14 protein-coding genes are annotated in these 15209 nt (G+C 62.7%); 5 read left to right on the forward strand and 9 right to left on the reverse strand.

From position 1 onward, the window contains the following. Window position 1 precedes the first annotated feature (1 nt). The 4 genes from BN1121_RS15590 to BN1121_RS15605 are packed head-to-tail and all read left to right on the forward strand — an operon-like array spanning window position 2 to window position 3615. Window positions 2-955 carry an ABC transporter permease gene (locus tag BN1121_RS15590; protein ID WP_005361327.1) on the forward strand — a complete coding sequence of 318 codons (954 nt, stop codon included), beginning with the start codon at window positions 2-4 and terminating at the stop codon, window positions 953-955. Then, window positions 945-1832 carry an ABC transporter permease subunit gene (locus BN1121_RS15595; RefSeq protein WP_005361329.1) on the forward strand — a complete coding sequence of 296 codons (888 nt, stop codon included), beginning with the start codon at window positions 945-947 and terminating at the stop codon, window positions 1830-1832. The genes BN1121_RS15590 and BN1121_RS15595 overlap by 11 nt, the downstream gene beginning before the upstream one ends. Next, window positions 1832-2830: a peptide ABC transporter ATP-binding protein gene (locus BN1121_RS15600; RefSeq protein WP_005361332.1), complete on the forward strand. Its 999-nt coding sequence runs from the start codon at window positions 1832-1834 to the stop codon at window positions 2828-2830. The genes BN1121_RS15595 and BN1121_RS15600 overlap by 1 nt, the downstream gene beginning before the upstream one ends. Beyond that, entirely contained in the window at window positions 2827-3615 is a 789-nt protein-coding gene (locus BN1121_RS15605; protein WP_005361335.1) for a peptide ABC transporter ATP-binding protein, read from the forward strand. The genes BN1121_RS15600 and BN1121_RS15605 overlap by 4 nt, the downstream gene beginning before the upstream one ends. 126 nt (window positions 3616-3741) lie before the next feature. On the opposite strand, the gene miaE is transcribed toward BN1121_RS15605, so the two are convergent. The 8 genes from miaE to lrp all read right to left on the reverse strand — a co-directional run bounded on the left by miaE (window position 3742) and on the right by lrp (window position 13404). Next, window positions 3742-4500: a tRNA isopentenyl-2-thiomethyl-A-37 hydroxylase MiaE gene (gene miaE, locus BN1121_RS15610; protein WP_043158174.1), complete on the reverse strand. Its 759-nt coding sequence runs from the start codon at window positions 4498-4500 to the stop codon at window positions 3742-3744. Window positions 4501-4611: 111 nt separating this feature from the next. Beyond that, window positions 4612-6132, reverse strand: a complete 1521-nt coding sequence (gene purF, locus BN1121_RS15615; protein WP_005361339.1) for an amidophosphoribosyltransferase — start codon at window positions 6130-6132, stop codon at window positions 4612-4614. Between the two features lie 18 nt (window positions 6133-6150). Further along, the gene (locus tag BN1121_RS15620; RefSeq protein WP_005361341.1) at window positions 6151-6642 is read right to left on the reverse strand and encodes a CvpA family protein; all 492 of its coding nucleotides are present in this window, start codon (window positions 6640-6642) and stop codon (window positions 6151-6153) included. 189 nt (window positions 6643-6831) lie between these two features. After that, entirely contained in the window at window positions 6832-8127 is a 1296-nt protein-coding gene (gene serS / locus BN1121_RS15625; protein WP_005361343.1) for a serine--tRNA ligase, read from the reverse strand. A gap of 150 nt (window positions 8128-8277) precedes the next feature. Then, on the reverse strand, window positions 8278-9615 hold the full coding sequence (locus BN1121_RS15630; RefSeq protein WP_043598044.1) for a replication-associated recombination protein A: 1338 nt from the start codon (window positions 9613-9615) through the stop codon (window positions 8278-8280). A 7-nt stretch (window positions 9616-9622) separates the two neighbouring features. After that, window positions 9623-10234 (reverse strand): outer membrane lipoprotein periplasmic chaperone LolA, encoded by a 612-nt coding sequence (lolA, locus tag BN1121_RS15635; protein ID WP_005361349.1) that lies wholly within the window; start codon window positions 10232-10234, stop codon window positions 9623-9625. A 45-nt stretch (window positions 10235-10279) separates the two neighbouring features. After that, complete coding sequence (locus BN1121_RS15640; protein ID WP_043598046.1) at window positions 10280-12793, reverse strand: DNA translocase FtsK; 2514 nt, start codon at window positions 12791-12793, stop codon at window positions 10280-10282. Window positions 12794-12912: 119 nt separating this feature from the next. Then, window positions 12913-13404, reverse strand: a complete 492-nt coding sequence (lrp, locus tag BN1121_RS15645; protein WP_005363787.1) for a leucine-responsive transcriptional regulator Lrp — start codon at window positions 13402-13404, stop codon at window positions 12913-12915. 151 nt (window positions 13405-13555) lie between these two features. Here lrp and ald point away from each other — a divergent pair, with 151 nt between their 5' ends. After that, entirely contained in the window at window positions 13556-14671 is a 1116-nt protein-coding gene (gene ald / locus BN1121_RS15650) for an alanine dehydrogenase (RefSeq protein ID WP_005363784.1), read from the forward strand. Window positions 14672-14711: 40 nt separating this feature from the next. Here the strand turns inward: ald and BN1121_RS15655 are convergent. Then, a partial coding sequence (locus BN1121_RS15655; RefSeq protein WP_043598048.1) for a methyl-accepting chemotaxis protein occupies window positions 14712-15209 on the reverse strand: 498 nt, incomplete at its 5' end.

Below are 15209 nucleotides of genomic sequence, written 5' to 3' on the forward strand. Positions count from 1 at the left end.
CATGCTGATCTACACCCTGCGTCGTATCAGCCTGCTGCTGATCACCATACTGGTCCTGACTCTGGTCGCCTATCTGCTCGGCCATCGCCTGCTCAGTCAGGAGCTCCCCCTGCTAAGCGGCTATCCGGAGTACCTGGCCCGCATCCTCTCCGGTGACTTCGGCCTCTCCCAGGCCTCAGGCCTGCCCGTGCTCCAGCTTATCGAGCGCTACTTCCCGGTTACCCTGCAGCTCTGCTTCAGCGCCTTCATTATCTCGCTGCTGGTCGGTGTCCCTCTGGGAGCCCTGGCCGGGCTCAACCAGGGCAAGGGGGTCGATGTGGCCATCATGGGGGGGGCCTTCATCGGCTACTCGATCCCTATCTTCTGGCTCGCCCTCTTGGCGGTGTCGTTTTTCTCCCTCGAGCTGGGCTGGCTCCCCTCGTCGGGGCAGCTGGATCTGCGTTACGACCTTCCCTCCCTCACCGGCGTTCCCATACTCGACATCGTGCTCAGCGATGAGCCCTGGCGACGTGAGGCGCTGATGGATGCACTGCGCCACATGATACTGCCCTGCCTGGTGCTGGCCATCGTCCCCACCACAGAGGTGATTCGCCATGTCCGCAGCGCCCTTATCGTGGTGATGAAGCAGAACTACGTGAAGGCCGCGGCGAGCCGCGGCCTCTCGCGCCCACAAATAGTCTGGCGCCACGGCCTCAAGAATGCCCTTCCGCCCGTGATCCCCCTGCTCGGCCTGCAGTTTGGCAGCATGCTGACCGCCGCCATGATCACCGAGGTGATTTTCGACTGGCCGGGGATTGGCCGCTGGCTGGTGAGCAGCATCGCCCTGCAAGACTACGCTGCCATTCAGGGTGGGACCCTGGTGGTGGCCAGTTTCGTGCTCCTCGCCAACGTGGTCACCGAGCTGCTGGCGACCCTGATCTATCCGGTTCGCCGCAAGGAGTTGTATGCAAGATAATCTCTACCCTGAGCTGCGGATCCTCTCGCCTTTCGAGCAGACCTGGGCCTCGTTTCGCAAGAAACCCCTCGCCATGGCCGCCTTCTGGTGTCTGCTGGGACTCTTGGTGGTCACCCTGGTGGGGCCCTGGTTGGTCCCCTACGGCATCGATGAGCAGCACAACAGTGCCCTGCTGATGCCCCCCTCCTGGTCGACCAAGGGGAGCATCGACTACTTCTTGGGTACCGACGATCTGGGACGAGACATCCTCTCGCGCCTGGTGGTCGGGGCCCGACTGACCTTCGGCTGCGCCCTGCTGGCGGTGGTGATCGCCCTGCTGCTGGGCACCGGGATCGGCGTGCTGGGGGGCATGACGCGCGGGATCAAGTCGAGCGTGCTCAATCACCTGCTCGATACCCTGCTCTCCATCCCGTCGCTCTTGCTGGCCATCATCATGGTGGCGATCCTGGGTCCCGGCCTTGGCAACACCCTGATCGCCATCACCTTGGCGCTGATCCCCCAGTTTATTCGCGCCACCCATAATGCGGTGCACGACGAGATACAGAAGGAGTATGTCATCGCCAGTCAGCTCGACGGCTCACCTCCCCTTCGCATCCTGCGTCTGGCCGTGTTACCCAATATCGTCGATACCCTGGTCACCCAGACCACCCGGGCCCTGTCGGCGGCCATCCTCGACATCTCGGCGGTGGGTTTCCTGGGCCTCGGCGCCCAGTCGCCTCAGCCGGAGTGGGGCGCCATGCTCGCCGAGTCGGGGGATCTGGTCTATCTGGCCCCCTGGACCGTCACCCTGCCCGGCATCGCCATCTTCTTTACCGTGCTGGTCACCAACATGGTGGGTGAAGGGATCCGCGAAGCGCTCAAAGAGGGAGAGGACTGATGCCCCTGCTCGATATTCGCAATCTCACCATCGAGATCGACACGCCCCAGGGTAAGGTCAGGGTGGTGGACAAGGTGAGCCTGACCCTGGCCGAGGGCGAGATCCGCGGCCTGGTAGGTGAATCCGGCTCCGGCAAGAGCCTGATTGCCAAAGTGATCATGGGGCTGGCCAAGGACAACTGGACGGTGCGTGCCGATCGCATGCGCTTTAACGACCAGGATCTGTTGACCATGGATCCTCGGGCCCGCCGCAAGCTGATGGGCCGCGAGATCGCCATGATCTTCCAGGACCCGGTCAGCAGCCTGGACCCGTCCGAAGAGATAGGCGTACAGCTTGAGGAGGCCATCCCGACCGAGGCCTTCGAGGGGCGCTTCTGGCAGCGCTTCCAGTGGCGCAAGAAACAGGCCGTGGCCCTCTTGCACCGGGTCGGCATCAAGGATCACAAGAAGGTGATGCGCGCCTACCCGCACGAGCTATCCGATGGCGTCTGCCAGAAGGTGATGATCGCCATGGCGATCGCCAACCAGCCGCGCCTGCTGGTGGCCGACGAACCGACCAACACCATGGAGGCGACGGCCGAATCCCAGATCCTGCGCCTGCTCGACAAGATGAACAAGCTGGGCAATACCACCATCCTGCTCATCAGCAACGACATCGATGCCATCGCCAACCTGACCGACAACATCAACGTCATGTACTGCGGCCAGATGGTGGAAGTGGGCACCCGGGAGCAGATCCTGGCGGCCCCTCATCACCCTTATACCGATGCCCTGCTCAAGTCGAGCCCGGATTTTGACGAGCTGGTACGCCACAAGTCGCGCCTGCACACCCTGCCGGGCGTCATCCCTCCCCTGCAGCACCTGCCCATCGGCTGTCGCCTCGGGCCGCGCTGCCCCTACGCCCAGAAGCTGTGCGTACAGACCCCCGTCATGGTCAAGATCAAGGGCCATCAGTTCAGCTGCCACTTTCCCCTGAACCTAGAGGAGAGCAAGAAGTGAGTGAAGAGAATGCCCTGCTGCAGGTACGGGGTCTGTGCAAGACCTTCCACAACCAGATCGGCCTGTTCAGACGCCAGACGGTGGAGGCCATCAAGCCCCTCTCTTTCGATCTCGACGTGGGCCAGACCCTGGCCATCGTCGGCGAGGCGGGATCGGGCAAGAGCACCCTGGCCAAAATCCTGGCCGGCGTGGTGGAGCCGAGCGGTGGCGAGATCCGGATCAACGGAGACCCCATGATCCACGGGGACTACCAGACTCGTTGCAAGCTGCTACGGATGATCTTCCAGGACCCCAGCTCCTCACTCAACCCCAAGCTGAGGATAGGACGCATTCTGGAGACCCCCCTGCGGCTGAACACCAGCCTGAGCGAGGAGGAGCGCGAGGAGCGCGTGATGCAGACCCTGCGTCAGGTGGGGCTGTTGCCCGATCACGCCCTCTTCTACCCCTCCATGCTGGCGGCGGGTCAGAAGCAGCGGGTCGCCCTGGCTCGTGCCATCATCCTCAATCCCCTGATCGTGGTCGCGGACGAAACCCTGGCCACCCTCGACATCTCGGTGCGCTCCCAGATGATCAACCTGCTGCTCGAGATGCAAGAGCGCATGGGGCTCAGTTACATCATGGTGGCGAACGATCTGGGGGTGGTCAGCCACATCAGCGACGAGGTGCTGGTGATGCACGAGGGGCGTATCGTCGAGCGCGGCAAGACCCTGCGGGTGTTCGCCGATCCCCAGCATGACGTCACCAAACGCCTGATTCAAAACTACGATAACGAATACCGGCGTTGATCCCGAACGGCTCCCTCAAGGTGACGAGGACGAAAAAAAGCCCGGCAATGCCGGGCTTGAGTGAAAAAACACAAATTGAGTCGCTCGTAGTAGGAACACGAATAAGAGTAGTGGTCAGACCGCGCGTCAACAACTGTCAGATCTGACAGGAAGTCCGCTATGGAACCTAAATTGCGGGTCAGGCGAGCGAATCAGCTCCGCCTCCACCGCGCCGAAGAAGGCGACCCGCTCGCTGATGTCCTCGCCGGAAAACTCCTCGGCCAGGGCCAGATAGTCCTGATAGTGGCGCGCCTCCGAGCGTAGCAAGGAGACATAGAATCGTCCCAACTCCTCGTCAAGGAAAGGCGCCAGCTTGGCAAATCGCTCGCAGGAGCGCGCCTCAATATAGGCCCCGATGATCATCTTGTCGACGATGGCCGCCGGCTCGTAGGTGCGAATATGGCTGAACAGGCCACGGGCATAGCGAGAGGCCGTGACGGCACCGTATTCGATACCGCGCGCCTGCATGATCTCCAGCACCTGTTCGAAGTGGTGCAGCTCCTCCTGAATGAGGCGCACCATGGGAAACAGCAACGGATTGCGCTCGAGCTCGGCAAACACGCTGCGCTCTGCCTCACCCTGGGTTCGCTTGCCGAGCACCTCGGCCTTCTCGGGGATGGCCTCCAGCTCGCGATAGAAGTCGAGCTTGGGCAGCAGGTGGCGTTTACCCTTGGGCAGGCAGTAGCGACGCACCAGGCTGTGAGCAGTGAGCGCGGCCTTATTCTCGCAGTTGGCGTGATCGATAAGCAGCACCGGCAGGTTCTCGGGGCGCCTGGCCACCTCGACCCACTCATCCGGGGTATCGCAGTGCAAGAAGGCCCGCACCGGCGCCAGCAACTCATCCATCATCACATCTGTCTCATCGGCAACTTCATGGGGGCGCTATCCTAGCGGATCTGCGGCTATCCACCAAGTAAAACGGGAGCCCGAAGGCTCCCGCTTTCACCCTGTGCCCCCTCAACTCCCCTCGTTGAAGATCTCCAGGTTGCTGCTTCCCTCCTGCCACTCGCGCACCGCCTTGCTGTCATCGCTGCGCATGGCATTGAGGTGGTCGAGGTAGCCCTGATCCACGTCGGCCGTCACATAGTGGCCGTTGAAGACCGAGGTCTCGAAGTGACGCAGGTCGGGGTTGAGCTCGCGCACCGCCTCCTGCAGATCCTCGAGATCCTGGAAGATGAGCCCATCGGCGCCGATCAGCTTGCAGATCTGCTCCACCTCACGGCCGTGGGCGATCAGCTCGTTGGCGCTCGGCATGTCGATCCCATAGACGTTGGGGAAACGGATCTCGGGGGCGGCCGAGGCGAAGTAGACCTTGGCGGCGCCAGCTTCCCGCGCCATCTGGATGATCTGCTCCGAGGTGGTGCCGCGCACTATGCTGTCGTCGACCAGCAGCACTCGCTTGCCCTTGAACTCGGAGCTGATGGCATTGAGCTTGCGGCGCACCGACTTCTTGCGCTGGATCTGGCCCGGCATGATGAAGGTGCGGCCTATGTAGCGGTTCTTCACGAACCCCTGGCGATACGGCAGATCGAGGCGCTGGGCGATCTCGAGGGCGATGTCACAGGAGGTCTCGGGAATGGGGATCACCACGTCGATGTCGAGATCTTCCCACTCGCGGGCAATCTTCTCGCCGAGTTTGCGCCCCATGTTGAGGCGCGCTCCGTACACCGAGACCTTGTCGATGAACGAGTCGGGACGGGCGAAGTAGACGTACTCGAAGATGCAGGGACTGTGCTGGGGCGCCTCGCTGCACTGCATGGAGAAGAGCTGGCCCTGCTCTGTGATATAGATGGCTTCACCCGGCGCGACGTCGCGCACTGTGTCAAAGCCGATGGCATCGAGGGCCACGCTCTCGGAGGCGACCATATACTCCTGGCGCCCCAGCTCATCGCTGCGACGACCCAGGATCAGGGGACGAATGCCGTTGGGATCGCGAAACGCCAGCAGGCCGTGGCCAATGATGAGGGTCACCACGGCGTAGGCGCCACGCACCTGCTCGTGGGTGCGGCGCACCGCGGTGAAGACATCGTCCGGCGAGAGGGAGATCTTGTCGAGCAGATCCAGCTCGTGGGCCAGCACGTTGAGCAGCACCTCGGAGTCGGAGGTGGTGTTGATGTGACGACGCGCCCGCTTGAACTGCTCCTCTTTGAGGAACTGGGCGTTGGTCAGGTTACCGTTGTGGGCCAGCGCCAATCCGTAGGGGGAGTTCACATAGAAGGGCTGGGCCTCGGCCGCGCTGGAGCTGCCGGCGGTGGGATAGCGGACATGGCCAATGCCGATATGGCCCTTGAGGCGCTGCATGTGACGCACCTCGAAGACATCCTTCACCAGGCCGTTTGCCTTGCGCTGACGAAAGTGCCCCTCATCGACGGTCACGATACCGGCCGCATCCTGCCCTCTGTGCTGTAACACCGTCAGGGCGTCGTAGAGCGCCTGGTTAACGGGAGTAGTGCCAACAATACCGACAATGCCACACATGTCCTTGCTACCTCGAAGTCAGGTTACCTGTTTAAGAAAACTCGATGAGTTCTGCATGAAATCAAAGAACCACTGGATCACCAACCCAAACTCGGGCACCAGCCTCGACGCCTGCCACCAGGGGGTCTGGGAGAGGCTGGTAAAGGTGTCCATGAAAAACAGCAGGGCACTGACGATCAGCACCCCGCGGATCGCGCCGAAGCAGATGCCAAGCACCCGGTCGGTGCCAGAGAGTCCGGTCTTTTCGACCAGCAAACCCACCACATAGTTCACCACACCACCGAGGATCAGGGTCGCGACGAACAGGGCCGCGATGGCCAGGCCGTTGCGAATGAGGGCGTCGGAGAAGCTGGTGAAATAAACGGCGAGGTCGGGATAAAAACGGCTGGCGACGAAGAAGGCGACAAACCAGGTGACCAGCGACATGGCCTCCTTGACGAAGCCGCGCACCAGGCTGATGAGGGCGGAGAAACCGATGATGCCGAGGATGGCGTAATCAATCCAGACCATAGAAACGGATGTCCTTCCAAATTGCGGCGCAGTCTAACAAAAACGATTGCGCATTGCTTGATAAAAATGTGTTAAATGACCAAAAAAGCGCCGATTAATGCGCATTTTTTCCATACGAAAACGATTGACAGCCTGCATAACGAACAAGGCCATGGCAGAGCCATGGCCTTGTTATCAACACAGGGGAGATCAGCCGATGTGGGTCAGGCCGCCCATGTAGGGACGCAGCGCACTCGGGATCTCGATGCGACCGTCAGGCTGCTGGTAGTTCTCCAGCACGGCCACCAGGGTACGACCCACCGCCAGGCCAGAGCCGTTGAGGGTGTGGATCAGCTGGGGCTTGCCGTCGATGCGGACCCGGGCTTGCATGCGGCGCGCCTGGAAGTCGGTGCAGTTGGAGCAAGAGGAGATCTCGCGATAGGTGTTCTGGGCCGGCAGCCACACCTCGAGGTCATAGGTCTTGGCGGCGCAAAAACCCATGTCGCCGGTGCACAGAGCCATGACGCGATAGGGCAGTTCCAGCAGTTGCAGCACCTTCTCGGCGTGACCCACCATCTCTTCCAGGGCGTCCCAGGATTTTGCCGGGTGCACCAGCTGCACCATCTCGACCTTGTCGAACTGGTGCATGCGGATGAGGCCGCGGGTGTCGCGCCCGTAGGAGCCGGCTTCGGAGCGGAAGCAGGGGCTGTGGGCGGTCATCTTGATGGGCAGCTCCTGCTCGTCGAAGATCTCGTCGCGGGCGGTGTTGGTGAGCGGCACTTCGGAAGTCGGGATCAGGGAGAACTTGCGGGTCGTCCCCTCCAGCTCCCCTTCCCCTTCGATCCCGGTATTGAAGAGATCCTCGGAGAACTTGGGCAGCTGGCCGGTGCCGTACAGGCTGTCCGGGTTGACCAGATAGGGCACGTAGCACTCGGTGTAGCCGTGCTGCTGGGTGTGCAGATCCAGCATGAACTGGGCCAGGGCACGGTGCATGCGGGCAATCTGACCGCGCATTACCACGAAGCGAGAGCCGGAGAGCTTGACGCCATTGGCGAAATCGATTCCCTTGAGCCCTTCGCCGAGATCGATGTGATCGCGCACCGGGAAGTCGAACTCACGGGGAGTCCCCCAGCGACGCACCTCGACGTTCTCGTTCTCGTCGCGACCGACCGGAGTGGTCTCGCTCGGCAGGTTGGGGATGGCATCGGCAATGGCCTTGATATCGGCGAGCAACACGTCGAGCTTGGCCTTGCAGGCATCCAGCTCGTCATTGATCTTGGTCACCTCGGCCTTGAGGGGAGCCACATCTTCCCCGCGGCGGGCGGCCTCACCGATGGACTTGGAGCGGGCATTGCGCTCTGCCTGCAGCTCCTGGGTACGGGACTGCAGATCCTTGCGTTGTTCTTCCAGTGCGGTCACTGCAGCGACGTCCAGGGTATAGCCACGGGTGGCAAGACGTGCAGCTGCTTCCTCGATATCGCCACGCAAATATTTGGGATCCAGCATTATATATCCTACTTGTAATGAAACGGGATCCGGGCCCAAGCACCGGGCAGAAAACACAGATCCCTGATTTGACCTTCGGTTGGCTCGCCCCGGGTGTGCCCGCGGCGCAGTCGAAACAGTGTATCAGCAGCAACCTTACCCGAACAGCGGCTATTTGCCGCGTTTGCGCGAACTTTGTGCATCCAGATCCCGCAAGTAATCGAGTTTTTGCGAAATCTTGATCTCCATCCCGCGATCGCTCGGCTGGTAGTAACGCCGACCGGCCAGCTCGGGTGGGAAATACTCCTCCCCGGCGGCGTAAGCACCCGGCTCGTCGTGGGCGTAGCGGTACTCGGCCCCATAGCCGAGCTCGCTCATCAGCTTGGTCGGGGCGTTGCGAAGGTGCGGCGGCACCTCGAAGTCGGGCAGCGCCTTGGCATCGCTCAGGGCCGCCTTCCAGGCGGTATAGACGGCGTTGCTCTTGGGGGCACAGGCCAGATAGACGATCGCCTGGGCGATGGCGCGCTCCCCTTCCGCCGGCCCCACCCGATGGAAGCAGTCCCAGGCCGACAGCGCCACCTGCATGGCACGCGGATCGGCGTTGCCGATGTCCTCCGAGGCAATCGCCAGCAGGCGCCGGGCGATGTAGAGCGGATCGCAGCCGGCGCTCACCATGCGGGCATACCAGTAGAGGGCCGCGTCGGGGGCCGAGCCGCGGATCGACTTGTGCACCGCCGAGATGAGGTCGTAGAAGTGATCGCCCCGGTTATCGAAGCGGGCGATGTGCTCCCCCACCACGGCCGAGAGCAGGGTGGCGTCGATCACCTTGCTTCCCCCCTCCCCCGGCTCGGCCATGTCGGCCAGCAGCTCCAGGTAGTTGAGGGCCTTGCGACCATCGCCGTCCACCACCCGTGCCAGCGCCTCCTTGGCCCCAGGGGCAAAGGTCAGGCCGGGGTCGTTCAGCCCGCGTGGATCGCTCAGGGCCTGATCGATCATGGCGAGGATGTCCTCCTCCTCCAGCCGCTTGAGCAGGTAGACCCGGGCGCGGGAGAGCAGGGCGTTGTTGAGCTCGAACGAGGGGTTCTCGGTGGTGGCACCGATGAAGGTGATGGTGCCGTCTTCGATGTGGGGCAGGAAGACATCCTGCTGACTCTTGTTGAAGCGGTGCACCTCGTCCACGAAGAGGATGGTGCGCACCCCGCGCCAACCGTTCTCCTTGGCCTTGTCGATGGCGGCACGCACCTCCTTGATGCCGGAGGTGACCGCCGAGACCCGCTCCACCTCGGCGCTGCAGTAGCGCGCCACCAGCTCGGCCAGGGTGGTCTTGCCGGTGCCGGGGGGGCCCCAGAGGATCATGGAGTGGCAGTGGCCGGCGCGAATGGCCTTGTGCAGGGGCTTGTCGGCGCCCAGGATGTGGCGCTGGCCGATGTACTGCTCGAGGGTCTCTGGCCGCATCCGTGCGGCCAGGGGACGAAAGTCAGAGGAGAAATCGAGGGAGAGGTTGCTCATGGGCGCCTCAGCGACGCTGATCGTCGAGCTCGGCGCCCTTGGGCAGGGTAAAGATAAACTCGTTGCCCTTGAGCACCGGCTGACGGTTGAAGTGGCTTAAGCGAAACTCGCTCCACTGGCCCTGAGCCTCCTTCACGTCGAAGCGGCTGATGTTGTCCTGCCTATCAAAGGTCACCCGAAAGGAGGCGATGAGCTCGCTCTGGTTGCGGCTCGCGACGGTGAAGACATCCCCCTCACGGGTCACGTCGTAGTTCTTCCAGAATCGGTCGTCGGTACCCGAGATGAGGATGAAGGGGGTGTTGACCACCGCATCCTTGAGGCTCATGGCGGTGGCCTGCTCGACGAAGGGATCCCACAGCCAGACATCCTTGCCGTCGGAGACGATCAGGCTCTCGTCCGGCGTCGTGGTGTGCCAGTTGAAACAGTTAGGGCGGGAGACGGTCAGGGTCCCGGCCGCCTTCTGCAGCTCGCGACCCTTGACGTCATACACGGTCTGCTCGAATTGGGCGGAGAAGAGCTTGACCCCGGCCAGCTTCTGCTTGAGCTGATCGGCCGCTCCAGCGGCCCAGGATTGAGTGCTGGCGAGCAGCAGGGCTCCCATGACGACGACTTTTTTCATCAAATTCTCTCTGTTAGTGGGCCAACCGTTCGGTTGGCCGTCTCGTTAGTCACGCATCGGCGCCGGGGCCAGCACATCGCGCTGACCGTTGCTGCCGGGGGCGCTGACAATCCCTTGGTCCTGCATCTGATCGATGATGCGGGCGGCGCGGTTGTAACCGATCTTGAACTTGCGCTGGATGCTGGAGGTCGAGCCACGGCGTGACTCCACCACGAAGGCGACCGCCTCGTCAAACAGAGGGTCGAGCTCGTCATCCCCCTCGCCGCCGTATTCGCCGCCGCCCCCCTCGCCGCTCTCGCCGGCGAGGATCTCCTCGATATAGTTGGGTTCACCGCGCAGCTTCCAGTCGGCCACCACCTTGTGCACCTCGTGGTCATCGACGAAGGCGCCGTGCACCCGCACCGGATCCGAGGTGCCGGCCGGCATGTAGAGCATGTCACCCATGCCGAGCAGGGACTCGGCGCCGCCCTGATCCAGGATGGTGCGCGAGTCTATCTTGCTCGACACCTGGAACGAGATGCGGGTCGGGATGTTGGCCTTGATGAGGCCGGTGATCACATCGACCGACGGGCGCTGGGTGGCGAGGATGAGGTGAATACCTGCCGCCCGCGCCTTCTGGGCGATGCGGGCAATGAGCTCTTCGACCTTCTTGCCGACGATCATCATCATGTCGGCGAACTCGTCGACCACCACCACGATGTGGGGCAGCTTCTCAAGCTCGGGCGGCATGGCATCCATCGAGTCGCCCGGGCGCCACAGGGGATCGAGCAGGGGATCACCCTCGTCGATGGCTGCCTGCACCTTGGCGTTATAGCCCTTGAGGTTACGCACCCCGACCGCCGACATCAGCTTGTAGCGGCGCTCCATCTCTCCCACACACCAGCGCAGGGCGTTGGCGGCGTCCTTCATGTCGGTCACCACCTCGGTGAGCAGGTGCGGTATGCCTTCGTAGACCGACAGTTCCAGCATCTTGGGATCGATCATGATGAAACGCAGCTCGTCCGGCGACGCCTTGTAGAGCATGGAGAGGATCATGGTGTTGACCCCCACCGACTTACCCGAGCCTGTAGTACCGGCCACCAGCAGGTGTGGCATCTTGCCGAGGTTCACCACCACAGGGGAGCCGGCGATGTCCTGCCCGAGCACCATGGTCAGCGGGTTGTCGGTCTCGCGAAAACCCGGGCAGTCGAGCACTTCGCGCAGGTAGACGGTCTGGCGGACCCGGTTGGGGAGCTCGAGGCCGACGAAGGTCTTGCCGGGAATGACCTCGACCACGCGCACGCTGCTGGCCGAGAGCGAGCGGGCAAGATCGCGCGACAGGTTGGTGATCTTGCTCGCCTTCATGCCCGGCGCCAGGTCCAGCTCGAAACGGGTGATGACCGGGCCCGGATAGACCCCCACCACCTTGGCCTGCACGTTATAGTCGGCGAGTTTCGCCTCCACCAGACGGGCCATGCGTTCGAGCTCGTCGTTGCTCATGGACTGGGTGCGCGCCGGCGGGCGGTCGAGCAGCTCGAGAGAGGGCAGCGGCGCCAGGTTGGCCGGGCGCTTGGGCTTGGGTTTGAGGGCCGAGGCGCGCAGGGGCGCAACCGGGTCGGGCGCTTCGGCCTCGCCGGCCCAGGGCATCTCTTCGAGCTCGTCGTCGAAGGCGTCTTCGTCTACCTCTACAGCGCTGGGCGCGGCCTTGCGTGGCAGGAGAAGTTCATCGTCATCGTCGAAGCCGGGATCAAACTGGAAGGTGTCCTCGTCGAGCTCGGGCAACACCTGAGCCTTACGGCGCTTGGAGGAGGCGGCGCGCGGTAGCCCCAGCTCGGGTGCCAGCTCCTGCTCATCCTCCGGGGTCAGGACGACCCCGCCGGTATCGAGCAGGGGATCGGGTCCCTCTTCACGGGGATCGCGGCGCCAGCCGCCGGTGAGCCAGTTGCCCAGGGTCATGGGGAAGGTGTAGATGCCGGTGACGGTGCCGATGGCCAGGGCGCCGATCCGCTCGACTATGGTGAGCCAGGACCAGCCGGTGAACAGGGTCACGCCGGTTGCCACGAAGCAGAGCAGCATCAGGTTGGCGCCGACCCGTCCGAAGAGGGGGGTCACGGCGCTGACGATCACATCCCCGACGGTGCCACCGGCAGAGAAGTTGTGCAGATCGTTAAAATTCATGCTGGCCAGGGCCGACATGCCGAACACGGTCAGGATGAAGCCGATGATGCGCACGCCCAGGGTGAGGTAGTCCACATCGAGCAGCCGCTTGGGTTTCCACAGCAGGCCCCAGCCCAGCAGCACCAGGACAAACGGGAGCAGGTAGGCGAAGGCGCCGAAGGTAAACATGGTGATATCGGCCGCCCAGGCACCTGTGGTGCCGGCGAGGTTGTGCACCTCCCCCTCCCACGCGGTCTGGGACCAGCCGGGATCGGCCGGGTTATAGCTGATGAGGGCCAGCATGAGAAACGCCGCCCCTATGGTCACGGCGATGAGAAGGGCTTCACCAATGCGCGCCATGCCTGAAAGGGGAGTGAAAATGTGAGGTTTGACAGCCAAACGCCGGCTCCTTGTACTCGTCATTATGCCCGGGGGCCCCTAGTATCACTGAAAGCCCCCCTCCCTGTCAGCCACCCGGCGGACGACAGAAGAAGAAACGAGCGGACTGGCCGCTCGTTTCTGCTCAAGGCACTCCCATCGGATCAGCGGGTGCTGATCACCAGGCGGCTGCTCTGCTTGACCTCTTCCATCACCACGTAGGTGCGGGTGTCGTTGACGCCGGGCAGGCGCAGCAGGGTCTCCCCCAGCAGACGGCGGTAGGCCGACATGTCGCTTACCCGGGTCTTGAGCAGGTAGTCGAAGTCACCGGAGACCAGATGGCACTCCTGGATCTCTTCGAGCACCTGTACCGCCTTGTTAAACTGCTCGAACACGTCGGGGGCACCGCGGTTGAGGGTGATCTCGACGAACACCAGCAGGGAGGCATCCAGAAAATGGGGATTGAGAATGGCCGCATAGCCTTCGATATACCCCTGGCGCTCCAGACGGCGGACACGCTCAAGACAGGGGGTGGGGCTCAGACCAACACGCTTGGACAGTTCAACATTCGAGATCCTGCCATCCTTTTGCAGTTCATTGAGAATGTTGCGGTCGATCCTGTCCAAATCTTTCAGTCGACTCTTAACTTCCATCATTTATTCCATCCTTTGGCTATTTTTTGGTAAGAATCACCAATGATTTTATAATAATAGTGACAAATCCTGTCAACACCCCAGTATACTTGGCGCAAAATGTTGCTTAACAAAATGGCAACATAAACCACCAGCGACGTATGTGAGGGACAACATGATAATCGGCGTACCGAAAGAAATAAAAAACCATGAATATCGCGTAGGCATGGTTCCGGCCAGTGTACGTGAACTGACGGCCAGAGGCCATAAAGTTTTTGTCGAGACCCGCGCCGGCCTTGGGGTAGGCTTCAGCGACGATGACTATCGGGCCGCCGGTGCCGAGGTGCTGAAAAGCGCTGCTGAGGTATTCAGCCAAAGCGAGATGATCGTGAAGGTGAAAGAGCCTCAGACAGTGGAACGCGCCATGTTACGGAAAGGTCAAATTCTCTTCACCTACCTGCATCTGGCGCCGGATCTTCCCCAGACCAAAGAGCTGATTGAGAGCGGCGCCGTCTGCATCGCCTATGAAACCGTGACCGACGATCGGGGTGGATTGCCCCTGCTGGCCCCCATGTCAGAGGTCGCCGGCCGCATGTCGATCCAGGCCGGTGCCCAGGCGCTGGAAAAGTCCCGCGGGGGTAGCGGCATGCTGCTCGGCGGCGTGCCGGGAGTCGAGCCGGCCAAGGTAGTGGTGATCGGCGGCGGCGTGGTGGGCTCCAACGCCGCCCGCATGGCCATCGGCATGCGCGCCGACGTGACGATTCTGGATCGCAGCATCGATGCCCTGCGCCGTCTCGACGCCGAATTCCAGGGGGCGGCCAAGGTGGTCTACTCCACCGCCGAGGCAATCGAGCGCCACGTGCTGGCGGCCGATCTGGTGATAGGCGGCGTGCTCATTCCGGGCGCGGCTGCGCCGAAACTGGTCACCCGTGACCACATAGCACGCATGAAGCCGGGCTCGGCCATCGTCGACGTGGCGATCGATCAGGGCGGCTGCGTAGAGACCTCTCACGCCACCACCCACGAGGATCCCACCTACATCGTCGACGGCGTGGTGCACTACTGCGTGGCCAACATGCCGGGCGCGGTGGCGCGCACCTCGACCTTCGCGCTCAACAACGCCACCCTGCCCTACATCATCAAGCTGGCCGATAAGGGATGGCGCGGCGCGCTGCGCGCGGACCGCCACCTGCTGGCCGGGCTTAACGTGCTGGAGGGCCGCCTCACCTGCAAGGAAGTGGCCGAAGCGCACGGGTTGGAGTTTACTGATCCCCATCTCTTGCTGGCCTAAGCCAAAAGAACAGTTCGGGCCCGCGAGGGGCCCGAGTTGTTTATGCGCCCCTTCTCCCCTTTCCCCGAATAAACTGCCGCACCAACCGCTCCAGCTCACCCAGCTGCACCACCCTCTGATCGATGCCATGGGCCGCCTCGCCACTGCGCTCACGGGAGTCATCCGCCAGCACCTTGATGGTGTGGATGCGATCGTTCATATCGGTCGTCACCTGAGACTGCTCGTCCACGGCCTGGGCTATCTGGGTGCTGCTGGCCGCCATCTGAAGCAACATGGCGTTGATCTGCTCGAGCAGCTCGCCGCTGGCCTTGGCCTTGATCTGACAACCGGACGAGAGGGCCGAGCCCGCCTGCATGGCATGCTCGGCCTCGCTGGCACTGCTCTGCAGGCGATGGATGATAGTCTGGATCTCCCCGGTCGAGCTCTGGGTGCGGGTCGCCAACTGGCGCACCTCGTCGGCCACCACGGCAAACCCTCGCCCCTGATCGCCGGCGCGCGCAGCCTCGATGGCGGCGTTGAGCGCCAGCAGGTTGGTCTG

Origin of the sequence: Aeromonas diversa CDC 2478-85 (assembly GCF_000819805.1) — a bacterium.
Taxonomy (GTDB): domain Bacteria; phylum Pseudomonadota; class Gammaproteobacteria; order Enterobacterales; family Aeromonadaceae; genus Aeromonas; species Aeromonas diversa.

Bases quoted from the DNA above. Each gene is read 5' to 3' on its own strand.
- BN1121_RS15595 (WP_005361329.1), top strand. From the start codon at position 945: ATGCAAGATAATCTCTACCCTGAGCTGCGGATCCTCTCGCCTTTCGAG.
- purF (WP_005361339.1), bottom strand. From the start codon at position 6,132: ATGTGTGGCATTGTCGGTATTGTTGGCACTACTCCCGTTAACCAGGCG.
- BN1121_RS15630 (WP_043598044.1), bottom strand. From the start codon at position 9,615: ATGAGCAACCTCTCCCTCGATTTCTCCTCTGACTTTCGTCCCCTGGCC.
- lrp (WP_005363787.1), bottom strand. From the start codon at position 13,404: ATGATGGAAGTTAAGAGTCGACTGAAAGATTTGGACAGGATCGACCGC.
- lolA (WP_005361349.1), bottom strand. From the start codon at position 10,234: ATGAAAAAAGTCGTCGTCATGGGAGCCCTGCTGCTCGCCAGCACTCAA.
- BN1121_RS15640 (WP_043598046.1), bottom strand. From the start codon at position 12,793: ATGACGAGTACAAGGAGCCGGCGTTTGGCTGTCAAACCTCACATTTTC.
- BN1121_RS15620 (WP_005361341.1), bottom strand. From the start codon at position 6,642: ATGGTCTGGATTGATTACGCCATCCTCGGCATCATCGGTTTCTCCGCC.
- serS (WP_005361343.1), bottom strand. From the start codon at position 8,127: ATGCTGGATCCCAAATATTTGCGTGGCGATATCGAGGAAGCAGCTGCA.
- BN1121_RS15600 (WP_005361332.1), top strand. From the start codon at position 1,832: ATGCCCCTGCTCGATATTCGCAATCTCACCATCGAGATCGACACGCCC.
- miaE (WP_043158174.1), bottom strand. From the start codon at position 4,500: ATGGATGAGTTGCTGGCGCCGGTGCGGGCCTTCTTGCACTGCGATACC.
- ald (WP_005363784.1), top strand. From the start codon at position 13,556: ATGATAATCGGCGTACCGAAAGAAATAAAAAACCATGAATATCGCGTA.
- BN1121_RS15590 (WP_005361327.1), top strand. From the start codon at position 2: ATGCTGATCTACACCCTGCGTCGTATCAGCCTGCTGCTGATCACCATA.